The following is a 22,754-nucleotide window of genomic DNA, read 5'->3' as shown; positions in this document are numbered from 1 at the left end:
TGCTCACATCCTTAAGTAATTGAAAATTGTCCTATAGAAAAGTATAGCATTTTTTAGGACGAGTCTGAATAAGCATACGATATAAGATTGTAACAATCTAATAGGTGCATTTACAAATAAAAGGGTGTGAAAAGATGCAATGAAATGGTATGAATTAGGTGAAAAAGCAATAGTAGAAGTAACAAAAACAGACAGGCAGCATGGTCTTACACACAAAGAAGTAAAAGCACGTCAGCAGCAACAAGGGTTTAATGAATTGACTGAAGGAGAGAAAAAACCAGCCATTCTTGTGTTTCTAGAGCAATTTAAAGATTTTATGGTACTGGTTTTACTAGCTGCCACGCTTATTTCAGGGCTTTTAGGAGAATACATCGATGCAATTGCTATCATTGCTATTGTGGTAATTAATGGATTTCTCGGGTTCTTCCAAGAAAGAAAAGCAGAGAAATCTCTTCATGCATTAAAAGAGCTTTCGGCTCCTCAAGTAGCAGCCATTCGTGAAGGGAAATGGGTTAAGTTACCATCTAAAGAGCTGGTGGTAGGAGACGTTGTAAAGTTTTCGAGCGGAGACCGTATTGGAGCTGACCTTCGGATTATGGAAGCCAAAAGTCTAGAAATTGAAGAATCAGCGCTTACGGGAGAGTCTTTGCCTGTTGGTAAGCAAATAAAAGCATTGTCAGGAGATGAAGTGCCGCTTGGAGATCAGGACAATATGGCGTTTATGGGTACCCTTGTAACCAGAGGAAGCGGAACAGGTATCGTTGTAGGGATTGGAATGAAAACAGCAATGGGGCAAATTGCTGATTTACTTCAAAATGCTGAAGCCATGATTACTCCTCTTCAACGGAAGTTAGAGCAATTGGGCAAAATTTTAATTGTTGTAGCTCTTGCACTTACTGTATTAGTTGTTGGGATTGGTGTGCTGCAAGGGCATGATTTATACAGTATGTTCTTAGCGGGAGTTTCCTTAGCTGTTGCTGCCATACCCGAAGGTCTTCCTGCCATCGTAACCGTGGCGCTATCTCTTGGTGTACAGCGCATGATTAAGCAAAGATCCATTGTTCGCAAACTTCCTGCTGTTGAGACACTAGGATGCGCGTCAGTCATTTGCTCAGACAAAACGGGCACATTGACGCAAAATAAAATGACGGTTACCCACCTCTGGTCGGGAGGAATGACGTGGAGAGTATCAGGGACAGGGTATGAACCTACGGGCGTATTTTCACGAGAGGAAAGAGAAGTTGATACACGGAGTGAAAAACCGCTTCAGCAGCTTTTGGTGTTTGGTCTGCTTTGCAATCAAACGTCCATCTCGAGAAAAGATAAAGAATATGTTATCGACGGGGATCCTACTGAAGCGGCTTTGCTTGTTGCCGCGATGAAAGCGGGGCTGACAAAAGAAAATATTCAAAAGCAGTTTACGATTATTGAAGAGTTTCCATTTGATTCAACGCGTAAAATGATGAGTGTAGTCATTGAAGACGCATCTCATAAACGCTATGTGATAACAAAAGGTGCTCCGGATGTGCTGCTTATAAACAGCAAAAATATTTTGTGGGAAAGCAGACAACAAACGCTGTCGGTAACGGTTCATAATGAAGTAAAAGGAGCGATTGATCAGTTAGCTAGCCAAGCGCTTCGAACCATTGCTATTGCATATCGACCGTTAGGAGAACATGAGAGCGTTCATACAGAGAAGGAAGCAGAAAAAGACCTGACTTTCCTCGGGCTTCAAGGAATGATTGATCCGCCAAGACCAGAGGTCAAGCAAGCGGTCAAAGAATGCCGAGACGCAGGCATCAAAACCGTTATGATTACAGGTGACCACGTTATTACAGCACAGGCGATTGCAAAACAGCTCGGAATTTTACCGAAAAACGGTCAAGTCTTGGAAGGAACGGATTTATCCAAAATGACGCAGGAAGAGCTAGAAGAAGTAGTAGATGATGTTTATGTATATGCAAGGGTATCACCTGAGCATAAGCTTAAAATTGTTAAAGCTCTTCAAGCAAAAGATCACATTGTAGCGATGACGGGCGACGGCGTAAATGACGCACCGGCTATTAAAGCAGCAGACATAGGAATTGCGATGGGCATCACCGGGACAGACGTAGCAAAAGAAGCGTCTTCACTCGTTTTGCTTGATGATAATTTTGCCACTATTAAATCAGCGATCAAAGAAGGGCGAAATATCTATGAAAATATTCGGAAGTTTATCCGTTACTTGCTTGCATCAAATGTAGGAGAAATTTTAGTTATGCTCTTTGCGATGATTTTAGCACTTCCGCTTCCGCTAGTGCCCATTCAGATACTATGGGTAAACTTAGTAACAGACGGTTTGCCTGCGATGGCTCTTGGCTTAGACCAGCCAGAGGACAACGTGATGAAGCGCCATCCAAGGCATCCGCGCGAAGGTATTTTTGCAAGAGGATTAGGATGGAAAGTAGTCAGCCGTGGATTTTTAATTGGAGCTGCTACACTTGCTGCGTTTATGATTGTTTACGACAATGACCCAGATCGGTTGCAGTATGCTCAGACGATTGCATTTGCCACACTTGTCATGGCACAGCTTATTCACGTATTTGACTGCCGAAGTGAAAAATCAATTTTTGATCGGAATCCATTTCAGAACTTATATCTTGTAGGGGCTGTTATTTCATCTATTATCCTTATGCTGGTGGCCATCTACTATCCGCCGCTGCAGCCTATTTTCCATACAATGGCCATTGCACCGCGGGAATGGCTCGTTATTTTAGGACTTGCAAGCCTTCCAACTTTTTTACTTGCTGGTTCACTTTTAACAAGAAAACCTTCATAAATTGTGCTATACTTTAATACAGGCTGTCCCAAATGAGAAAACTCATGAAGGCAGCCTTTACAGGTTGAATAAAGAAGAGAGATTTCTTTTTTTTGCTAACACTTTCTTTTACGATACTTTTTATGTAAGATGTACATAGTGGATGTGATGATAATGATAAAAAGTATGACTGGTTTTGGCCGCGGAAAAGCGGAAGTGGAAAATCGATCAGTAACAGTGGAAATGAAGTCTGTTAATCATCGTTTTTGTGAAATTGTTATCCGTATGCCAAGACAATTAATTGAAATTGAAGATAAAATAAAAAAAATCGTTCAAACATACATAAAACGTGGTAGAGTAGAAGTATTTGTTACTATTTCAGGTGAAGAAATGGCAAAAAAGAAACTGCAGACGGATTGGCAGCTGCTTGATGAATACATGAATGCGTTGCAGCAAGTAAAAGAAAAGCACGGGCTGTCACAATCTGTTCAAATTCAAGACATTTTACACATGCCTGAAGTGATGACAACTTATGAAGAAGAAGCTGATCAGACGAGTATTCATGGTGCAATCTTTGAAGCCGTTGAAGCTGCTGTTCATCAGTTAGTGGATATGCGGAAACGAGAGGGATCAGAGCTGTATCACGATTTAATGGGATACTTACAGGACATTCAAGACATTCGCGAAAAAATTACACAGCTTGCTCCTGAAGTTGCTGAACAATATCGCGAGCGTATTAAAAGAAAGCTGAGCGACTATTTAGAAGGTACTTTCGATGAGCAGCGAGTGCTGACTGAAGTAGCTATTTTTGCTGAAAAAGCAGATATTAGCGAAGAACTTACGCGAATTCAAAGTCATGTTTCACAATTTATTCAAGCATTAAATACACCTGATTCAGTGGGACGCAAGCTGGATTTTCTTGTTCAAGAGCTGAATCGTGAAATGAATACAATCGGTGCGAAGGCAAATAATGGTACTATTGCTCAGTATGTTATTAGTATGAAAGCACAATTAGAACGCATAAAAGAGCAGGTTCAAAATATTGAATAGCCTTCGTGTAAGATAAAGATTATATTGGTATAGCAGGAGGCTTCTTATGAGCGGTAAATTAGTGAACGTTGGATTTGGAAATTTTATTTCTTCTAATCGTATAATCTCTGTCGTTCATCCTGAATCAGCTCCAATCAAACGCATTATTCAAGATGCAAAAGATCGAGGCTCTTTAATAGATGCAACGCAAGGACGTAAAACACGATCTGTTATTGTTATGGATAGCGATCATGTTATTTTAGCTCCTGTACAGCCAGAAACTGTGTCGCAGCGACTTATAAACAAAGAAGAATTATTAGAAGGGTAGGTCACTTGAACCGATGATTGAAAGAGGTTTATTAATTGTTCTTTCCGGACCATCAGGTGTTGGAAAAGGAACGGTACGAAAAGCATTGTTTGAGCAAGAAGACATTAAATTGCAGTATTCTATCTCTGCAACAACAAGAAAGCCCCGCGAAGGTGAAGTAGACGGCGTTGACTATTTCTTCAAACCACGCGAAGAGTTTGAGCGCATGATTGAAAACAAGAAATTATTAGAGTGGGCTGAATACGTAGGCAACTACTACGGTACCCCGGTTGATTATGTAGAACAAACGTTATCTGAAGGAAAAGACGTATTTCTAGAAATTGAAGTGCAAGGTGCTCTTCAAGTGAAAGAAGCATTTCCAGAAGGTTTGTTCATCTTCTTGGCACCGCCGAGTTTATCAGAGCTTAAAAGTCGTATCGTAAACCGCGGTACTGAAACAGAAGACTTAATCAATAACCGTATGCGCGTGGCAAAAGAAGAAATTGAACTTATGGACGCCTACGATTATGTTGTAGAAAATGACAAAGTAGAAAATGCTTGTGCTCGCATCCGTGCTATCGTAACGGCTGAACACTGCCGTCGTGATCGTATTTCTGCGCGCTATAAAAGAATGCTGGAGGTAGAATAAACATGCTTTATCCATCAATTGATTCCCTAATGGAAAAATTAGATTCTAAGTACACGCTTGTGACAGTAGCTGCAAAACGCGCTCGTCAATTACAGCTTCACAATGATACGCCGATTGAAAAGCCGGTTTCTTATAAGTTTGTAGGCTGTGCTTTAGAAGAAATTAATGCTGAACAATTAAGCTATAAGCAAGGTGTAGCAGAAGAAGATTCTAAACATCAGTAAGTGAAAAAATAACAACCTACTTTATAGGTTGTTATTTTTTTGATGCTTTTGTTTGTATTCAAGCAGGATAGTGAATGTCTCACTACAAAAATGGTATAATAATTGAATTGAAAAGCTTTAGATAGTTACCCGAGTAAACAAGCGGATGCTGGTTGAGCGGGATAAATAGATGGGGGCATAATGATGAAGGGAAAACGAATTTTATTATGTGTTAGCGGCGGAATCGCCGTATATAAAGCCGTAGCTTTAACAAGTAAATTAGTACAAGCAGGAGCGGAAGTTAAAGTAATGATGACTGCTTCAGCACGCGAGTTCGTAACGCCGCTTACGTTTCAAGCTCTGTCTCGAAACCCAGTTTATACAGATACGTTTGATGAAAAAGATCCATCTGTGATTGCACATATTGATTTAGCCGATTGGCCCGATTTAATTTTAGTGGCTCCTGCTACGGCTAATATGATAGGGAAAATAGCAAATGGTCTTGCAGATGATATGATTTCCACAACGCTGCTTGCTGCTACTGCACCTGTGTGGATTGCGCCTGCAATGAATGTTCATATGTACGATCATCCCGCTGTTAAAAAAAATATGAGCACTCTTTCATCATTTGGTTACTCTTTTGTAGAACCAGGAGAAGGGTATTTGGCATGTGGTTATGTAGGAAAAGGTCGTCTTGAAGAGCCAGAAACAATTGTTTCACTAATCGGCTCTTATTTTTCCAAAGTATCAGATACACAAAAAATCTTTGACGGTATCAATGTATTGGTTACAGCAGGACCTACGGTAGAACGCGTTGATCCCGTCCGATTTTTCACCAATCGCTCTACTGGGAAAATGGGTTATGCTCTTGCAGAACAAGCTGCTAAGTTAGGTGCATCGGTAACACTTGTAACGGGACCGACGAATTTAGAGTATCCAAAAGGGGTGCAGGTTGTTCAAATTGAAAGCGCGCAGCAGATGCTTGAAGCTGTTATGCAGCGCTATCATGAAGCAGATGTTGTCATTAAATCAGCCGCAGTGGCAGATTACCGACCAAAGTATGTGTTTGATCAAAAGATGAAAAAGCAGCCTGGTGAAGCAGTATTAGAGCTAGAGAGAACACCAGATATTTTACGCACGCTTGGAGAGCGAAAAGAACACCAGCTTTTAGTCGGCTTTGCAGCAGAAACAGAACAAGTGGATGAATATGCACAAAAGAAACTTGCATCTAAAAACTTGGATATGATTGTAGCCAATAACGTGACGACAGAAGGAGCAGGTTTTGGGACGGACACAAATATTGTGACGCTCTATAAGCGAAGCGGAGAGTCTAAAGAACTTCCCATTCTTTCAAAACACGATGTAGCTACCGAGGTGTTAAAAGAAGTGAAGGAAATGTTAGAAGGGCGGAGAAAATGAGTGTAGCTAGTGTAATTGTGGACGTGGCTGCTAAACAAACAGATCGAGCTTTTGACTACGCCATTCCTGACAAATGGAAAGGAATTATTGTTCCGGGTATGCGAGTTGTCGTTCCGTTTGGTCCAAGAAAAGTTCAAGGGTTTGTGGTGGCTCTTAAAGAAGAGGCTGAAGTTAAGCGTGTTAAACCAATCGCTGACTTGCTTGATTTAACGCCGGTTCTGACTCCTGAACTGTTAGAGATTGGGCACTGGCTAACAGAAAAAACGCTTTGTTTTATGATATCGGCTTTTCAAGTCATGCTGCCTGCGGCGATGAAAGCAAAATATGATAAAGAACTGTCACTCCTTTCAAAAGAGGCATACGAACAGCTTCATGAGCAAGTCAAGCCGTTTTTTCAGTCAAGATCCTCGCTGAAGTGGAGTGAAGTGGAAAAAACAGCCGCTGCTCCTGCTTTTCACCGTGATATTCAAAAAGGTCTAATTGAAGTCGTCTACGTGGTGAAAAACAAAGGAAACAAAAAAACGGCAAAAGGCGTAAAACTGAATCAAAGCCTTGAAGACATTCAACAGTTTATGAACGAGTTAAATAAGCAGGCAGAAAAGCAAAAGCAAGTGCTGTCTTTTATGCTCGAGCGAAATGAAGAAGTAGCCATAAAAGAAATAGCGGAAGATTTGCAGATTACCTCCGCTCCTATAAAAGCGCTGATTAACAAAGGACTCTTAGAGGAAACGGAAATTGAAATATACCGTGATCCTTATCAAGATCGATACTTTACACCGTCAAAGCCATTTCAATTGACCGATGAACAAGCTGAGGCAATCGCACCGATTCTGCAGGACATCGAAGAAAATCTTCACGATGTGTTTTTAATGTATGGAGTAACGGGAAGCGGAAAAACAGAAGTGTATCTCCAATCGATTGATCAAGTATTAAAAAAAGGAAAAGAAGCGATTATGCTTGTTCCGGAGATTTCACTTACCCCTCAGATGGTCAAGCGGTTTAAAGAGCGGTTCGGCTCAAAAGTTGCTGTGCTTCATAGCGGCTTGTCTACTGGAGAAAAATACGATGAATGGCGAAAAATTCAGCGAAAAGAAGTATCCGTTGTGGTAGGGGCCCGCTCTGCTGTATTTGCTCCATTTGAAAATTTAGGCCTTCTTATTATCGATGAAGAACATGAGACGAGTTATAAACAAGAAGAAAACCCCCGTTATCATGCAAAAGATGTAGCCATTTACCGAGGGCAGCATCATCAGTGTCCAGTCATTTTAGGAAGTGCAACACCAACGCTTGAGTCCTTTGCAAGAGCGCAAAAAGGTGTATATAAGCTACTGACGTTAAAGCAAAGAATGAATAAGTCATCGATGCCGTCGGTGGATATTGTTGATATGAGAGAGGAACTTCGCAGCGGCAATCGCTCTATGTTTTCAACTATGCTGTTTGAAAAGATGAAAAACCGTTTGGAAAAAGGAGAGCAAATCGTTTTATTTTTAAATAAAAGAGGCCATTCTTCTTTTGTTATGTGCAGGGACTGCGGTTACGTTCCGACATGTGAGCACTGTGAAATTTCACTAACGTATCACCGCTATCAAAATAAATTAAAATGCCATTACTGCGGACACGAAGAACATGTGCACACTGAGTGCCCGGAATGCCACAGCGAACATATCCGCTTTTTTGGATCTGGTACACAAAAAGTGGAAGAAGAATTAACAAAAGTGCTGCCTGAGGCTAGAGTCGTGCGAATGGATGTTGATACGACAAGCCGAAAAGGCGCGCATGAAAAGCTCCTGAACAAGTTTGCAAGTGGAGAAGCGCAAATTTTACTAGGGACGCAGATGATTGCCAAAGGGCTAGACTTTCCAAACGTCACGCTTGTAGGCGTTTTAACAGCAGATACGATGCTGAATTTACCTGACTTTCGTGCATCTGAAAAAACGTTTCAGCTTTTAACACAAGTAAGCGGAAGAGCAGGACGCCACAAGCTTCCAGGAGAAGTAGTGATTCAAACGTACACGCCTGAGCACTACAGCATTCAACTTGCGAGTCAGCATGATTACGATGCGTTTTATAAGCAGGAGATGGAAATTCGTAAAATGCATAAATATCCGCCTTTCTTTTACTTGGCGCTTGTCACCGTATCTCATGAAAATATTGCAAAAGTGGTGTCTGTTACAGACAAAATTTCGCAGTATCTGGGTCAGAAACTTTCGCCGCAAACAACGATCTTAGGGCCAGTCGCATCTCCCATTGCTAAGATAAAAGATAGATATCGCTATCAATGCATGTTAAAATACAAGCTGGAACCAAGCCTGATTCCGCTGTTGAAATATATATTAGAACGTTATCAAGCGGAAATGCAGAAGGAAAATTTAACGATTACAATTGATTTGAATCCATACTCGATGATGTAACTAGTCGTCTTGATGGCGTTAAAGAAGAAGCTTTTTGGATATAAATAGAAAGAATAAAGGAGGTGCCTATTTGGCTAAGCTTAAGCTTGTTTACCATCCTAATGAAGTACTTGAACAAGAGTGTGAAGTCGTTAAAAACTTTGATAATAAATTAGCGAAATTACTAAACGGCATGTATGATTTAATGCTTGAAGCAGACGGTGTGGGTCTAGCTGCTCCTCAAGTAGGAGTTCTGCAGCAAGTGGCAGTGGTAGACGTGGACGATCGACACGGTAAAATTGAGTTAATTAATCCGGTAATTATTGAGCAACGAGGCGAACAAATCGGTCCAGAAGGCTGCCTAAGTTTTCCGGGCCTTTTTGGTGACGTGGCTCGAGCTGATTATGTGAAAGTACGTGCGCAAAATCGTAAAGGAAAACCTTATTTTATAGAAGCAAAAGGTTTTTTAGCACGAGCCATTCAACATGAAATTGATCACTTACACGGTGTATTGTTCACGGAAAAAGTAACAAAGTATTACGAAGAGGATGAACTAGAAGGGTAGGTTTTACACGATGAAAGTCGTATTTATGGGAACGCCGGATTTTTCAGTGCCGGTTTTACAAACATTACTTAAAGATGGATATGAAGTGGTCGCAGTGGTTACACAGCCGGACCGACCAAAAGGACGCAAGCGCGTATTAACACCTCCTCCTGTAAAAGTTGAGGCGTTAAAACATGAAATACCTGTACTGCAGCCAGAAAAGATTCGTTTAGAAGAAGAATATCAGCAAGTGTTAGCGTATGAGCCTGACCTAATTGTAACAGCGGCTTTTGGTCAAATTTTACCAACTCCTATTTTAGAAGCGCCTAAATACGGCTGTATTAACGTACATGCTTCTCTGTTACCTGAACTGCGCGGAGGCGCGCCGATTCACTATTCAATTCTACAAGGTAAGCCGAAAACTGGTGTTACAATTATGTATATGGTAGAAAAATTAGATGCAGGTGATATCTTAACACAGGTAGAAGTTCCGATTGAAGAACGTGATCACGTGGGCACACTTCACGATAAACTCAGCGCTGCTGGTGCAAAATTGCTTTCAGAAACCATTCCTTCTCTTGTGAAAGGTGAAATTACGCCGGTTAAACAAAACGATGGCGAAGCGACATTTGCTTCTAATATTAAGCGTGAACAAGAGAAAATTGATTGGGCCCGTACAGGAGAAGAAATTTATAATCATATCCGCGGACTTCATCCTTGGCCCGTTGCTTATACAACAGCAGACGGTCAAGTCATGAAAATTTGGTGGGGAGAGAAAGTATCCGCATCAGGCAAACCGGGTACCGTTTTATCACTTGAAGAGGACGGATTTGTAGTAGCAACTGGAAATGAAACAGCTATTAAAGTGACGGAACTTCAGCCGGCTGGAAAAAAACGTATGGATGCAGCGCAGTATTTACGAGGTACATCTGTTGAAGTCGGAACAGTATTAGGGGATGTCAATGAGTAAGTACAACGTTCGAGACATAGCTTTAGATATTTTACTAGCTATTGAAAAAAATCAGGCATTCAGCAATCTATTGTTAAATAACAGTATACAAAAACGTGGTATTCAAGGGAAAGATGCAGGGCTGTTAACGGAAATCGTGTATGGAACGATTCAAAGACGCGATACGTTAGATTACGGGTTAGCCCCTTTCTTGAAAAATCCCAAAAAACTTCAGCCTTGGGTGCGAGTGCTGCTTCGTTTATCTCTTTATCAGATGATGTATTTAGACCGAGTACCTGACCGGGCAATCCTTCATGAAGCAGTAGAAATTGCTAAAAAACGTGGTCACAAAGGAATTGCCTCAATGGTAAACGGCGTTTTACGAAATATTCAGCGCAGCGGCACGCCTTCTTTAGAAGAAATACAAAATCCTGTGGAGCGCTTGGCAATTGAAACGAGTCATCCAGTATGGCTTGTAAAACGCTGGGTGGAACAATATGGATTGGACAAAACACGCGGAATCTGTTTAGCTAATTTAATGGCCCCTAAACAAACAATCCGAGTAAACAGTGCACGCTTTACGCAAAATGAAGTAAAAGAAGCGCTAGAAAAAGAAGGTATTGTTGTAGAACCAGGCCATTTTGTAGAAGAAGCGCTAGAAGTTCAAAAAGGAAATGCAGCTCATACACAAGCATTTCGTGAAGGAATGTTTACCGTTCAAGATGAAAGCTCTATGTTAGTAGCTCATGCACTAGGCGCAGAAGCAGAAGAGCTGATTTTAGATAGCTGTGCTGCACCGGGAGGAAAATCAACTCATATTGCAGAGCAGCTTAAAAACAGTGGTAGAGTTATTTCCTTGGACATTCATGACCATAAAGTAAAGCTGATTGCCCAGCAGGCAGAGCGTCTGCATCTTACCAATATTGAGCCAACGGTTCAAGACAGCCGCAAAGCCGGTGAACAGTTTGATAAAGAAATGTTTGACCGCATTTTAGTAGATGCCCCGTGCTCAGGTTTTGGTGTGATGAGACGTAAACCTGATTTGAAATATACAAAAACTGAGCAGGATGTAAAGCAGCTGGCGCGTATTCAACAAGATATTTTAAATGCGGTTGCGCCTTTATTAAAAAAAGGTGGGACCCTCGTATATAGTACATGTACAATTGATCGGGATGAAAATGGGGATGTTGTAGCAGCATTTTTAGCAGATCATGCTGATTTTCAAAAAGACGAAACGCTTGCTGCACGCATGCCGCAAAGACTTAAACAAAACGTAAAACATGGTGAAATTCAATTGCTGCCAGATGCACAAAGCGATGGATTTTATATTGCATGTTTACAGAAGAAGGTGTAAAAATGGAAGAAGTAGCTAAAAGAAAAGCAAAAGCAGAAGAAAAAACGCAAAAACCATCTATTTATTCATTAGAAATGCACGACCTAGAAAATTGGTTAGTGGAACATGGTGATAAGAAGTTCCGTGCTAAACAAATTTTTGACTGGTTATATGTTAAACGCGTAACGGACTTTGACGATATGTCAAACTTATCTAAAGGATTACGTGAACAATTAAAAGACAAATTTGCATTAACGACATTAAAAACAGTTGTTCAGCAAACGTCTGGAGACGGCACGATGAAGTTTTTATTCGAACTCCATGACGGTTATACGATTGAAACGGTGCTTATGCGTCATGAATACGGAAATTCTGTCTGCGTAACAACTCAAGTTGGCTGTCGCATCGGCTGTACGTTCTGTGCGTCTACTCTTGGAGGTTTAAAGCGTAACTTAGAAGCTGGAGAAATCGTAGCGCAAGTAGTAAAAGTACAAAAAGCGCTAGATGAACAAGGAGAACGCGTGAGCTCTGTCGTAATTATGGGTATTGGGGAGCCATTTGATAACTATGATGAAATGATGCGCTTCTTAAAAACAATTAACAGTGATGATGGATTAAATATTGGTGCACGTCATATCACAGTATCGACAAGTGGAATCATTCCAAAAATCTATAAGTTTGCTGATGAAAAAATGCAAATCAATTTTGCGATTTCACTTCACGCTCCAAACAATGACATCCGCTCACGCTTAATGCCGATTAACCGCGCGTATAAACTTCCTGATTTGATGGAAGCCATTAAATATTATACGGATAAAACGGGAAGACGTATTAGCTTTGAGTATGGTCTATTCGGAGGAGTAAACGATCAAGTAGAGCATGCGGAGGAATTAGCGGATTTGATTAAAGACGTTAAATGTCACGTGAACTTGATTCCGGTAAACTATGTGCCTGAGCGTGATTATGTTCGTACACCGCGTGAACAGATTTTTGCATTTGAACGTACGCTTAAAAAGCGTGGCGTTAACGTGACTATTCGACGTGAGCAAGGTCATGACATCGATGCAGCTTGTGGCCAATTACGTGCGAAGGAGCGTAAAGAAGAGACGAGGTGATTGTATGGCAACTGTCTTCATGACAGACCGAGGGAGAGTTAGACAACACAATGAAGATAACGGAGGGGTATTTTTGAACCAACATAATCAGCTGCTTGCAATTGTGGCTGATGGTATGGGAGGTCATCGAGCTGGCGACATCGCCAGTGAGATGGCGGTTCAAAAATTGCAAATAGCGTGGGAAGAAGCGAACAAAGTAACGTCTCCTGATGAGGCGACGCAGTGGATTCGTACGCATGTTTCCCAAATTAATCAAGATATTTATCGGTATGCTCAGGAGCATGAAGAGTGTAAAGGCATGGGTACGACAGTTGTACTTGCTTTATGCGCCGATACGTTTTGTGCGATTGGTAATATAGGAGACAGCAGGTGCTATATTTCCAATGAATATGGATTTCAACAAGTAACAGAAGATCATTCTCTTGTGAATGAACTCGTAAAAAATGGTCAAATCACAAAAGAAGATGCTGAACATCATCCGCGAAAAAATATCTTATTGCGAGCACTAGGTACCGAAGAAAATGTTAGTTTAGATGTAAAAACAATTGAAGTGGAAAAAGAAGATCGATTATTATTATGTTCAGATGGACTGACAAATAAGGTAACGGAACAAAAGCTGAACGAAACGTTATCAACAAGTTCATCACTTCACGAAAAGGGTACGAGCCTGATTCAATTAGCAAATGAGCTTGGTGGAGAAGACAATATTACACTTGCAATTGTGGACTTTACATCTGAAAGTGGGTGAGAGTGTTGCTAATAGGTAGACGGCTAAACGACCGTTATAAGGTATTGCAAGTAATTGGTGGAGGCGGAATGGCAAACGTCTATTTAGGTCGCGACATGATTTTGGATCGTGATGTGGCAATTAAAGTGCTTCGTTTAGACTTTGCAAGTGACGATGCGTTTATAAAGCGTTTCCATCGAGAAGCTCAATCTGCTACGAGTATTGCTCATCCTAATATTGTCAGCATTTATGATGTTGGAGAAGAAGAAGATATTTACTATATCATCATGGAATATGTACCGGGTATGACATTAAAGCAATACATTCTGCAAGAATCACCATTATCTCTTGATAAAGCCATACATATTATGACGCAGATTACATCAGCTATTGCCCATGCTCATCAGTACGGAATTATTCACCGGGATATTAAGCCTCAAAATATTTTAATTGATCATGATGATACCATTAAAGTTACTGACTTCGGCATTGCCGTAGCACTAAGTTCTACAACCATTACGCATACTAATTCTGTTTTGGGCTCTGTTCATTATTTATCTCCTGAACAGGCAAGGGGAGGGCTTGCGAATAAGCGTTCTGATATTTATTCGCTTGGCATCGTCCTATTTGAATTGCTAACGGGTCGAGTCCCTTTTTCTGGGGAATCGGCTGTGTCAATTGCATTAAAACATTTACAGACAGAAACACCTTCTCCAAAAAGGTGGAATCCATCTATCCCTCAAAGCGTGGAGAATGTTGTATTAAAAGCAACAACTAAAGATCCATTTTACCGATACAGTTCCGTCGAAGAACTCGAAGCGGATTTACAGTCTGCTGTTCATCCAAATCGTTATAATGAACAAAGATTTACGGTGCCTGATGATGAAGAAGTGACAAAAGCCATTCCCGTTATTAAGGAGGATTTTGTTGAATCCGAAGAAACGCACGTACCTGTGAGAAAACCACCTCACTTAGAGCGCGAAGAACAAGAAGAAGAAGAAGTAAAGCCGAAGAAAAAAAAGAAGAAAAAGAAAAAAGGCAAAAGCAAGCTGATTGTAACGCTTGTTTTAATTTTTTTGCTGCTGGCAGCTGCTAGCGTAGCCGCCGTTACATTCATTCCGGCTTTATTACTGCCAAAAGACGTAAAGGTTCCTGATTTACATAATCAAGATTATGAATCAGCTGTAACCGATTTAGTTTCTTTAGGCTTTAAAGTGAAGAATCCTAAAGATATATCTGATAATGAGGTGGAAGAAGGCGACGTGGTTAAAACGATGCCAGAAGCGGGAGACGTGATCAAAGAAGGCTCTAACGTCATTATTTATCGAAGTACAGGAAAGAAAAAAGAAGCATTTAACCGGTACATTGGAAGAAGCTTTACGGAAGTAAAAAGTCTGTTAGAAAAGCAGAATTATAAAGATATCCAATCCATCGAAGTTGAAAGCACAGAACCAAAAGGCAATATTACAGATCAGACGCCTAAAGAAACCGAACAAGTCGTGCCGGAAGATACAACGGTTACGCTATGGGTAAGTAAAGGTCCGCCGAAGATTGCATTAAAGGATTTCTCGGGCTGGACGGAAAAAAGCGTAAAAGATTATGCATCAGATGAAGATATTGAAGTGGACGTAAAAACAGCGTATTCCGACACTGTTGAAAAAGGTCTTGTGATGTCTCAAAAGCCTGCAGCGGAGCAGAGTATTGAGCAAGGTGATAAGCTCACCATTACGGTCTCAATGGGCAAAGAGCCAAAAGCTCCTCAAACGGTGTCAGTGGATGTTACCATTCCGTATAAAGAAGAGGCTGACACCGAAGCAAGCACGGAACAAGGCGACGCAACGGAAACAGGCGATGCCACTGAAACAGAAGAGGAAAAGCCAAAGCCGCAAAAAGTACAAATTTATATCGAAGATGCAGATAACGATATGTCGGTTCCTGCTAAAGAACTAACGATTACTGAAACAACAAAAGAATCATTCGATGTTTTAGTTGATGAAAATGAAAAAGCGTCTTATAAAATTGTCCGAGACGGGGAAGTTATTGAAGAAAAAGACGTTGAATATCCAGAGTGATAGGAGTGAGGTTATGCCAGAAGGAAGAATTATTAAATCCCTTAGCGGATTTTATTATGTTCTTCATGACGGACAAGTAACGCAATGTCGAGGACGAGGTGTTTTTCGTAAAAAGAAGGTAACGCCTTTAGTCGGTGACAATGTAGTATTTCAGGCGGAAAATAAGCTTGAAGGATATATACTTGAAATTAAAGAACGTAAAAATGAATTAGTTCGTCCCCCAATTTCAAATGTTGATCAGGCGCTGCTTGTTTTTTCAGCGATTGAACCTGATTTTAGTACAATGCTTCTTGACCGATTTTTAGTGTTAGTGGAGTCTAATCATATTGAACCTATTATTTGTATTTCAAAAGTAGATCTTTTATCACAGCAGCAAAAGCAAGAAATCGAGCAATATGCCGAAGAATATCGTAAAATAGGATATGAGGTCATTTTAACGTCGACAGTCACAGAAAAAGGCATGGAACAAATTCAGCCGTTATTTGAAGATCGCGTAACGGTTATTGCTGGACAGTCAGGTGTAGGTAAATCTTCACTGCTAAATACGCTTAAACCAGAGCTTGAGTTAAAGACAAATGATATTTCAATGTCACTTGGAAGAGGAAAGCATACAACACGTCATGTAGAACTGATTTCGTTTGGTGAAGGTTTAGTAGCTGATACGCCAGGCTTTAGCTCACTGGAATTTTTAACGTTAGAAGTAGAAGAGTTGACCGATTGTTTTCCTGAAATGTCGCGTTTGAGTGAACAGTGTAAATTTCGAGGTTGTTTGCATGTGAAAGAACCAAAATGTGCGGTGAAAGAAGCATACGAACAAAAAGAAATTCCGAGTTATCGCTACGAACATTACTTGCAATTTATTGAGGAAATTAAGCAAAGAAAGCCGAGGTATTAAAAATGACAAAAATCGCACCTTCCATTTTATCTGCCAATTTTTCAAAGCTTGCTGAAGAAATTCGTGAAGTTGAAGCAGGTGGAGCAGACTACATCCATATAGACGTCATGGATGGCCATTTTGTTCCTAATATTACAATTGGACCGCTTATCGTTGAGGCTGTACGCCCTGTCACAACACTGCCATTAGATGTGCATTTAATGATTGAAAACCCAGATCAATACGTTCCAATGTTTGCAAAGGCGGGTGCTGATATTTTAACGGTACATGCTGAAGCGTGTACTCATTTGCACCGCACCATTCAATTAATCAAAGAGCACGGCATGAAAGCAGGCGTTGCTTTAAATCCTGCAACGCCAATTGACGTGGTAAAGCATATCTTAGAAGATATCGATCTTATTTTATTAATGACGGTGAACCCAGGCTTTGGAGGACAAAACTTCATTCCAAGTGTACTGCCGAAAATTGAGCAAATCTCTCAGCTTATTGAAATCCGTCACCTTTCTATTGAAGTAGAGGTTGATGGAGGAATTAATGAAGAAACAGCAAGAAAATGTGTAGAAGCAGGAGCAAATGTCTTAGTGGCTGGCTCAGCTATTTATAATCAAGAAGATCGAGCTGGCGCAATCAGCCAAATTCGCACAACTGTTCAAGCGTAAGTAATAAAAGCTGCTGTGTACAACGGGTAGAACTTGTACACAGCAGCTTTTTCTTTTAGGATAAAGAAAACATATTTATTTCGTTCATTTTTTAATAGAAAAGGAGCATATACATAATGAAAATTCATATTCTAGCAGGGGGACCGGATGAACATATGCCACTCCTGCACCAATCAAATGATGTAAAGTGGGTAGGAGTAGACCGGGGCGTATTCCTGCTTCTTCAACAAGACATTTTGCCCGTGAAAGCATTCGGAGATTTTGATTCCATTACAAATGCGCAGCTTAAGCGAGTGAGAGAAGCATTACAAGATGTTGAATTGTATCCTGCGGAAAAAGATGCAACTGATTTGGAACTTGCTTTTGAGTGGGCAATAGAGCAAAAACCGGACAGTATTTGTATCTTTGGAGCAACAGGTGGAAGACTTGACCACATGTTTGGAAGCATTCAGCTCCTGTACAAAGGCTTAAAAAAGAAAGCGAATGTACAAATGATTGACAATCAAAATATCATTCAATTGTTTGAACCAGGCACTTATCATGTTGATCGTTTAAAGGAGTTTCACTATATTTCATTCGTTCCTTTTGCAGGCGGTGTAAAAGAGCTTACGCTAGAAGGTTTCAAATATCCGCTCAATAAGCATGAAGTAGAACTCGGCTCAACTTTATGTATTAGCAATGAACTTATTCAACAAAGAGGTACTTTTTCATTTACAAAAGGCATATTAATGATGGTAAGAAGCAATGATAAACGTTGCTTGTGATGAAGTATGGAAAATGAGAGCAGGACATAGGGCTTTCTTTAAAAGGAGATAAAGTGTGGAGACGGTTAGGAGGGACAGTATGAAATTCTATACAATCAAACTTCCAAAGTTTTTAGGTGGGATCGTAAAGGTCATGCTTAATTCGTTTAAAAAAGATTAACAACGCCGGAATAATAAAAGAAGCACCATAAAATATGGTGCTTTTTCATTATAAAGATTAAACGCGTTGAACTTTACCAGACTTAAGGGCTCTAGCTGAAACGTACACACGTTTTGGTTTACCGTTCACTAAGATACGTACTTTTTGAACGTTAGCACCCCATTTACGCTTAGTAGCGTTCATTGCGTGAGAACGTGCGTTACCTGAACGAGCTTTTCTACCAGTTACTACACATTTGCGTGCCATGATTTTCCCTCCTAACACCAAAAAAACTACTCAATTCTGTTTTGAGAAATACTATATTAATTTATCACAGCCTTAAAGAGAATGCAATAGTTCTGGAGAAAAGCTTTCAAGAAATTTTCCTTGACATATAAAATGAATCTATGTTCAATAATATAGAGAGTAGAAATAGGTATAACTTGGGCAATTACTTATTTTAAGACAAGTTGATACCCAATACTGTCATCTTTAAAAGGGACAAGCTGGACGCCTCTTTTAAAACGAGATTGATTATAGTAGAATATTTATAACCTATGAAAGTAGAAAGGGGAACGAGTATGTCCATCGAAATGAAAACGAAGTATGGTCAAATTGATATTTCTACAGATGTAATTGCAACAATTGCTGGAGGAGCAGCTGTTGATTGTTACGGGATTGTCGGAATGGCTTCAAAAAATCAGCTTAAAGATGGTCTTACAGAAATTCTTCGCAAAGAAAACTTTACACGAGGTATTGTGGTAAGACAAGAAGAGGATGACGTACATATCGACATGTACATTATCGTAAGCTATGGAACAAAAATTTCTGAAATTGCTCATAATGTGCAAACAAAAGTAAAATACACGCTGGAACAAACGGTTGGTCTAACGGTTGATTCAGTAAATATTTATGTGCAGGGTGTTCGTGTAACGAACGTTTAATTAAGGAGGAAGATTCGTGTCAATGACAACGTTGGACGGAAAGCGGTTTAGAGAAATGGTGCTTCAAGGAGCCCAGCATCTATCTAACAATGCAGATTACGTGGATGCGCTGAACGTTTTTCCTGTACCAGATGGTGATACTGGAACAAATATGAACTTATCGATTACGTCTGGTGCTAAAGAAGTGAAAAATAAACTATCTGATCACATCGGTCAAGTGAGTCAAGCTTTGTCTAAGGGCTTATTGATGGGCGCGCGCGGTAATTCAGGAGTTATTTTATCTCAATTATTCCGCGGTTTTGCGAAATCGGTTGAGCAAAAGTCAGCGATTACAACAGTTGAGTTTGCTGAAGCTCTTGAGCTTGGTGTAGAAACTGCTTATAAAGCTGTTATGAAACCAATCGAAGGAACCATTTTAACAGTAGCTAAGGATACTGCTAAAAAAGCAGCGGCTGTTGCTAAAAAGCAATCTGATATGATTCTGTTCATGGAAGAAGTACTTAAGGAAGCTAATGCTTCGTTAAATCGCACGCCAGATCTTTTACCCGTGTTAAAAGAAGTAGGCGTAGTGGATAGCGGAGGTCAAGGGCTTGTTTTAATTTATGAAGGGTTTTTAGCTGAATTAAAAGGTGAAAAACTTCCGGGTGTACCCATGTCAGCTCCTTCGATGAATGAACTTGTAAATGCTGAGCATCATAAGCATGCGCAAAGCCATATGAATACAGAAGATATTGAATTTGGCTATTGTACAGAATTTATGGTAAGGCTGGAAGAGGATAAGCCCGCAGCTAAAACATTTTCTGAAGAAACGTTTCGCCAAGATTTAAGTAAATGGGGCGACTCGTTGCTTGTAGTATCTGATGATGAAATTGTGAAAGTTCATATTCACGCCGAGCATCCTGGAGAAGTGTTAAACTACGGGCAGCAATATGGAAGTTTAATTAAAATGAAGATTGAAAACATGAGAGAACAGCATAGCAGCATTGTTTCAGATGAAGAAAAGCCTGCAGTAAAAAAGGCTGAAAAACAGCCCTTTGGCATTGTTACTGTATCAATGGGAAAAGGAATTGCTGAATTGTTCAAGAGCCTTGGGGCAACGGTTGTCATTGAAGGCGGACAAACAATGAATCCAAGTACGGAGGATATTGTCAAAGCGATTGAAGAAACAAATGCAGAACAGGTACTTATTTTACCTAATAACGGAAATATTGTAATGGCTGCTAACCAAGCGGCTGCTGTTGCCGGCAGTCACGTTTCGGTTGTCCCGTCTAAAACGGTTCCTCAAGGAATGACAGCGCTGCTATCATTTAATCCTCAGCAAAGCTTAAAAGAAAACGAGGAAGCAATGACAGAAGCTCTGCAGCACGTAAAAACAGGGCAAGTAACGTATGCAGTTCGCGATACAAATATTGATGGTCTTGAATTAGCTAAAGGCGATTTTATGGGTATTGCCGAAAAGAAAATCGTCGTAAAACATTCAGAGAAATTAGAAGCAGCGAAAAAGCTATTGACTTATATGATTGATGACGAAGCGGAAATCCTTACGATTCTTCAAGGAGAGGATGTCTCAGACGATGAAGCTGAAGCGCTAACATCGTTTGTAGAAGAAACGTTTGAAGAAGTTGAGGTAGAGCTTCATAAAGGAGATCAACCTTTATATTCTTACATTTTTGCAATTGAATAACAAAAAAAGAAGCACTCCTCTCAAGGGGCGCTTCTTTTTTTGTGTTTTTTAAGTTAAATACGAACTATTTTATTTTTACATGTTGTAATCGTTCGTTATATTAGGTATATTAGTTGAAAAGAACCCGTTTGTATGGTAGTTTTGAAAACTGATTGAGTCAAATGTGAAAGAAAACAGCATGAGAGGAGAGGCAACAGTGGATATTTTAAAAGGAACAGGTTTATTGTTATTAGTTTTATTTTTATTTTGGTTGTTTAGCAACAAGGCACCTTATGGCATGAAAGCGATGGGGGCTCTGGCAAGCGGAGCGGTGGCTGCGTTTCTCGTAGAGGCCTTTCAGTCATATGTAGGAGGAGATTTACTAGGTATTTCATTCTTAGGTGAAGTTGGAAAGGCTGCAGGAGGAATGGGAGGAGTTGCAGCAGCTGCACTAGTTGCTTTGGCGTTAGGAGTATCTCCTGTATATGCTCTTATGATGGGCGTGGTGTGTTCAGGACTAGGCTTGCTCCCTGGATTTTTTGCGGGATACCTCATGGCATTTGTAGTGAAATTTATTGAGAAAAAGGCACCTGCTGGTCTAGACTTATTAGGCAATATCTTAATTGCAGCACCTTTAACAAGATTAATTGGTAATGCATTCTCACCTATTGTAGATGCGACGCTTTTAAATATTGGAGGAATTATTAAAGATACAACAAGTGCTAGCCCTATTTTGATGGGAATTATTTTAGGGGGAGTTATTACAGTAGTAGCAACGGCTCCGCTTAGCTCAATGGCTTTAACGGCTATGCTAGGGTTAACGGGATTGCCTATGGCGATTGGAGCTCTTGCTGTGTTTGGTTCTTCTTTCATGAACTATGTGCTGTTTGATCGATTAAAAATTGGGGATCGTCGTACAACCATTTCAGTTGCAGTTGAACCTTTAACACAAGCGAATATTATTTCAGCCAATCCAATTCCTATTTACATTACCAACTTTGTTGGAGGGGCACTAGCGGGTGTAGTTGTGGCTCTGTTCGGATTAGTAAATGATGCTGCAGGCACGGCAACGCCAATCGCAGGACTTGCAGTGATGTTTGGGTTTAATGACCCTATGAAGGTCACAATTTGTGCAGTACTTTGTGCACTAGCGGGAGCATTAGCTGGGTTTATAGGTTCAGTTGTTTTTAAAAACTTTAAAATTAAAACAGTAGACGATGTAGCTTCAGAGCAAGAAGCAGCGTAAGTAATTCATCTTTTCCTGCATAACATAGCAAAAAAAGCGGTGTACTTATCCTATTTTTATGGATAAATACACCGCTTTTTTTGTGCGTGAATCTCTAACAAAAATGAGAATTTTTAAATTTTTTAAGAGCGTGAAACAAAGCTTCCAAAAAGTCAAAAGCTCAAGTAACATATAAGTAATAACAATGTCTAAATAGCAGGGGGAAAATCCTTATGAAATATAAATCTGTCTTTGATATTATTGGTCCGGTAATGATTGGACCATCTAGTTCACATACGGCTGGTGCAGCGCGTATTGGACGCGTTGCCCGAACACTCTTTGGTAAGCAGCCCACAAAAGTTGTGGTTTCATTGTACGGTTCTTTTGCTCAAACGTATAAAGGGCACGGAACAGACGTAGCGTTGATTGGCGGTATTTTAGATTTTGATACATTCGATCAGCGTATTCCGGAGTCTTTGGACTTGGCTAAAAAAGAAGGAATTGACGTCACATTTGTTGAGGAAGCGGCAATCACAGACCATCCGAATACTGCTCGCATCAAAATGAGCGACGGATTAAAGGAAATTGAAGTTGTTGGAATTTCAATTGGCGGAGGAAAAATTCAAATTACGGAGCTTAACGGATTTGAATTAAATTTATCAGGCATGAATCCAGCTATTCTCGTTGTGCATAATGATCGATTTGGTGCCATTGCGACCGTTACAAATATTTTGATGAAACATTCAATTAATATCGGACATATGGAAGTATCTCGCAAAGAGCGCGGCGAAGTAGCGCTTATGGCAATTGAAATGGATACGAATATTGAAGATGATGTAATTGAAGAGTTAAAAACATTGCCTCACATTATTCAAGTAACAAGAATGGTTGAATAGGAAAGGCCTGGGAGAATAAATCGAATAATTATATA

The 22,754-nt window shown here is 40.2% G+C and carries 22 protein-coding genes; 21 read left to right on the top strand and 1 reads right to left on the bottom strand.

What is annotated here, in order from left to right; translation table 11 throughout:
- Positions 1–139 precede the first annotated feature (139 nt).
- From NST66_RS20495 to spoVM, 17 genes are all read left to right on the top strand, one after another.
- The gene (locus NST66_RS20495) at positions 140–2,818 is read left to right on the top strand and encodes a cation-translocating P-type ATPase (protein WP_221817791.1); all 2,679 of its coding nucleotides are present in this window, start codon (positions 140–142) and stop codon (positions 2,816–2,818) included.
- A gap of 153 nt (positions 2,819–2,971) precedes the next feature.
- On the top strand, positions 2,972–3,847 hold the full coding sequence (locus NST66_RS20490) for a YicC/YloC family endoribonuclease (RefSeq protein WP_028411458.1): 876 nt from the start codon (positions 2,972–2,974) through the stop codon (positions 3,845–3,847).
- Positions 3,848–3,893: 46 nt separating this feature from the next.
- Positions 3,894–4,154, top strand: coding sequence for a DUF370 domain-containing protein (locus tag NST66_RS20485; RefSeq protein WP_013084831.1), 261 nt, complete (start codon positions 3,894–3,896; stop codon positions 4,152–4,154).
- 13 nt (positions 4,155–4,167) lie between these two features.
- A complete protein-coding gene (gene gmk, locus NST66_RS20480) occupies positions 4,168–4,782 on the top strand; it encodes a guanylate kinase (protein ID WP_013058927.1) in 615 nt (204 codons plus the stop codon).
- Between the two features lie 2 nt (positions 4,783–4,784).
- The gene (gene rpoZ, locus NST66_RS20475; RefSeq protein WP_013058926.1) at positions 4,785–5,006 is read left to right on the top strand and encodes a DNA-directed RNA polymerase subunit omega; all 222 of its coding nucleotides are present in this window, start codon (positions 4,785–4,787) and stop codon (positions 5,004–5,006) included.
- A gap of 180 nt (positions 5,007–5,186) precedes the next feature.
- Positions 5,187–6,404 carry a bifunctional phosphopantothenoylcysteine decarboxylase/phosphopantothenate--cysteine ligase CoaBC gene (gene coaBC, locus NST66_RS20470; RefSeq protein ID WP_221817790.1) on the top strand — a complete coding sequence of 406 codons (1,218 nt, stop codon included), beginning with the start codon at positions 5,187–5,189 and terminating at the stop codon, positions 6,402–6,404.
- On the top strand, positions 6,401–8,815 hold the full coding sequence (gene priA / locus NST66_RS20465; RefSeq protein ID WP_028411456.1) for a primosomal protein N': 2,415 nt from the start codon (positions 6,401–6,403) through the stop codon (positions 8,813–8,815). Before coaBC ends, priA begins: the two co-directional genes overlap by 4 nt.
- 70 nt (positions 8,816–8,885) lie before the next feature.
- Positions 8,886–9,359, top strand: a complete 474-nt coding sequence (def, locus tag NST66_RS20460) for a peptide deformylase (protein ID WP_013084828.1) — start codon at positions 8,886–8,888, stop codon at positions 9,357–9,359.
- A 10-nt stretch (positions 9,360–9,369) separates the two neighbouring features.
- Complete coding sequence (gene fmt, locus NST66_RS20455; protein ID WP_028411455.1) at positions 9,370–10,308, top strand: methionyl-tRNA formyltransferase; 939 nt, start codon at positions 9,370–9,372, stop codon at positions 10,306–10,308.
- Positions 10,301–11,641: a 16S rRNA (cytosine(967)-C(5))-methyltransferase RsmB gene (gene rsmB / locus NST66_RS20450; RefSeq protein WP_028411454.1), complete on the top strand. Its 1,341-nt coding sequence runs from the start codon at positions 10,301–10,303 to the stop codon at positions 11,639–11,641. Before fmt ends, rsmB begins: the two co-directional genes overlap by 8 nt.
- A gap of 2 nt (positions 11,642–11,643) precedes the next feature.
- Positions 11,644–12,735, top strand: coding sequence for a 23S rRNA (adenine(2503)-C(2))-methyltransferase RlmN (gene rlmN / locus NST66_RS20445; RefSeq protein ID WP_028411453.1), 1,092 nt, complete (start codon positions 11,644–11,646; stop codon positions 12,733–12,735).
- Positions 12,736–12,739: 4 nt separating this feature from the next.
- Complete coding sequence (locus NST66_RS20440) at positions 12,740–13,483, top strand: Stp1/IreP family PP2C-type Ser/Thr phosphatase (RefSeq protein WP_028411452.1); 744 nt, start codon at positions 12,740–12,742, stop codon at positions 13,481–13,483.
- A gap of 5 nt (positions 13,484–13,488) precedes the next feature.
- On the top strand, positions 13,489–15,534 hold the full coding sequence (gene pknB / locus NST66_RS20435) for a Stk1 family PASTA domain-containing Ser/Thr kinase (protein ID WP_047751791.1): 2,046 nt from the start codon (positions 13,489–13,491) through the stop codon (positions 15,532–15,534).
- Positions 15,535–15,547: 13 nt separating this feature from the next.
- On the top strand, positions 15,548–16,429 hold the full coding sequence (rsgA, locus tag NST66_RS20430) for a ribosome small subunit-dependent GTPase A (RefSeq protein WP_013058917.1): 882 nt from the start codon (positions 15,548–15,550) through the stop codon (positions 16,427–16,429).
- 2 nt (positions 16,430–16,431) lie between these two features.
- The gene (gene rpe, locus NST66_RS20425; RefSeq protein ID WP_013058916.1) at positions 16,432–17,088 is read left to right on the top strand and encodes a ribulose-phosphate 3-epimerase; all 657 of its coding nucleotides are present in this window, start codon (positions 16,432–16,434) and stop codon (positions 17,086–17,088) included.
- A 116-nt stretch (positions 17,089–17,204) separates the two neighbouring features.
- Positions 17,205–17,852 (top strand): thiamine diphosphokinase, encoded by a 648-nt coding sequence (locus tag NST66_RS20420; protein WP_028411450.1) that lies wholly within the window; start codon positions 17,205–17,207, stop codon positions 17,850–17,852.
- A gap of 79 nt (positions 17,853–17,931) precedes the next feature.
- The gene (gene spoVM, locus NST66_RS20415; protein ID WP_016765421.1) at positions 17,932–18,012 is read left to right on the top strand and encodes a stage V sporulation protein SpoVM; all 81 of its coding nucleotides are present in this window, start codon (positions 17,932–17,934) and stop codon (positions 18,010–18,012) included.
- Between the two features lie 57 nt (positions 18,013–18,069).
- Here the strand turns inward: spoVM and rpmB are convergent, their stop codons facing one another.
- Positions 18,070–18,258 (bottom strand): 50S ribosomal protein L28, encoded by a 189-nt coding sequence (rpmB, locus tag NST66_RS20410; RefSeq protein WP_013058914.1) that lies wholly within the window; start codon positions 18,256–18,258, stop codon positions 18,070–18,072.
- Between the two features lie 314 nt (positions 18,259–18,572).
- Between rpmB and NST66_RS20405 the strand changes: the two genes are divergently transcribed.
- The 4 genes from NST66_RS20405 (at position 18,573) to sdaAB (ending at position 22,719) form a co-directional block, all read left to right on the top strand.
- Positions 18,573–18,935 (top strand): Asp23/Gls24 family envelope stress response protein, encoded by a 363-nt coding sequence (locus NST66_RS20405; protein WP_013058913.1) that lies wholly within the window; start codon positions 18,573–18,575, stop codon positions 18,933–18,935.
- Between the two features lie 16 nt (positions 18,936–18,951).
- A complete protein-coding gene (locus NST66_RS20400; RefSeq protein WP_340843677.1) occupies positions 18,952–20,619 on the top strand; it encodes a DAK2 domain-containing protein in 1,668 nt (555 codons plus the stop codon).
- A 196-nt stretch (positions 20,620–20,815) separates the two neighbouring features.
- On the top strand, positions 20,816–21,844 hold the full coding sequence (locus tag NST66_RS20395) for a PTS sugar transporter subunit IIC (protein WP_016765419.1): 1,029 nt from the start codon (positions 20,816–20,818) through the stop codon (positions 21,842–21,844).
- A gap of 212 nt (positions 21,845–22,056) precedes the next feature.
- Positions 22,057–22,719, top strand: coding sequence for an L-serine ammonia-lyase, iron-sulfur-dependent subunit beta (sdaAB, locus tag NST66_RS20390; protein ID WP_028411448.1), 663 nt, complete (start codon positions 22,057–22,059; stop codon positions 22,717–22,719).
- The last annotated feature ends 35 nt before the right edge of the window (positions 22,720–22,754 follow it).

This window comes from Priestia sp. FSL W8-0524 (genome assembly GCF_038005965.1).
In the GTDB taxonomy this organism is placed as follows: domain Bacteria; phylum Bacillota; class Bacilli; order Bacillales; family Bacillaceae_H; genus Priestia; species Priestia zanthoxyli.
This window is presented reverse-complemented; position numbering and strand designations above follow the sequence as displayed.

What these genes read in the sequence shown, in the direction of transcription:
- NST66_RS20495 (WP_221817791.1), top strand. Translation starts at nt 140, where the DNA reads ATGAAATGGTATGAATTAGGTGAAAAAGCAATAGTAGAAGTAACAAAA.
- NST66_RS20490 (WP_028411458.1), top strand. Translation starts at nt 2,972, where the DNA reads ATGATAAAAAGTATGACTGGTTTTGGCCGCGGAAAAGCGGAAGTGGAA.
- NST66_RS20485 (WP_013084831.1), top strand. Translation starts at nt 3,894, where the DNA reads ATGAGCGGTAAATTAGTGAACGTTGGATTTGGAAATTTTATTTCTTCT.
- gmk (WP_013058927.1), top strand. Translation starts at nt 4,168, where the DNA reads ATGATTGAAAGAGGTTTATTAATTGTTCTTTCCGGACCATCAGGTGTT.
- rpoZ (WP_013058926.1), top strand. Translation starts at nt 4,785, where the DNA reads ATGCTTTATCCATCAATTGATTCCCTAATGGAAAAATTAGATTCTAAG.
- coaBC (WP_221817790.1), top strand. Translation starts at nt 5,187, where the DNA reads ATGATGAAGGGAAAACGAATTTTATTATGTGTTAGCGGCGGAATCGCC.
- priA (WP_028411456.1), top strand. Translation starts at nt 6,401, where the DNA reads ATGAGTGTAGCTAGTGTAATTGTGGACGTGGCTGCTAAACAAACAGAT.
- fmt (WP_028411455.1), top strand. Translation starts at nt 9,370, where the DNA reads ATGAAAGTCGTATTTATGGGAACGCCGGATTTTTCAGTGCCGGTTTTA.
- rsmB (WP_028411454.1), top strand. Translation starts at nt 10,301, where the DNA reads ATGAGTAAGTACAACGTTCGAGACATAGCTTTAGATATTTTACTAGCT.
- rlmN (WP_028411453.1), top strand. Translation starts at nt 11,644, where the DNA reads ATGGAAGAAGTAGCTAAAAGAAAAGCAAAAGCAGAAGAAAAAACGCAA.
- NST66_RS20440 (WP_028411452.1), top strand. Translation starts at nt 12,740, where the DNA reads ATGGCAACTGTCTTCATGACAGACCGAGGGAGAGTTAGACAACACAAT.
- rsgA (WP_013058917.1), top strand. Translation starts at nt 15,548, where the DNA reads ATGCCAGAAGGAAGAATTATTAAATCCCTTAGCGGATTTTATTATGTT.
- rpe (WP_013058916.1), top strand. Translation starts at nt 16,432, where the DNA reads ATGACAAAAATCGCACCTTCCATTTTATCTGCCAATTTTTCAAAGCTT.
- NST66_RS20420 (WP_028411450.1), top strand. Translation starts at nt 17,205, where the DNA reads ATGAAAATTCATATTCTAGCAGGGGGACCGGATGAACATATGCCACTC.
- spoVM (WP_016765421.1), top strand. Translation starts at nt 17,932, where the DNA reads ATGAAATTCTATACAATCAAACTTCCAAAGTTTTTAGGTGGGATCGTA.
- rpmB (WP_013058914.1), bottom strand. Translation starts at nt 18,258, where the DNA reads ATGGCACGCAAATGTGTAGTAACTGGTAGAAAAGCTCGTTCAGGTAAC.
- NST66_RS20405 (WP_013058913.1), top strand. Translation starts at nt 18,573, where the DNA reads ATGTCCATCGAAATGAAAACGAAGTATGGTCAAATTGATATTTCTACA.
- sdaAB (WP_028411448.1), top strand. Translation starts at nt 22,057, where the DNA reads ATGAAATATAAATCTGTCTTTGATATTATTGGTCCGGTAATGATTGGA.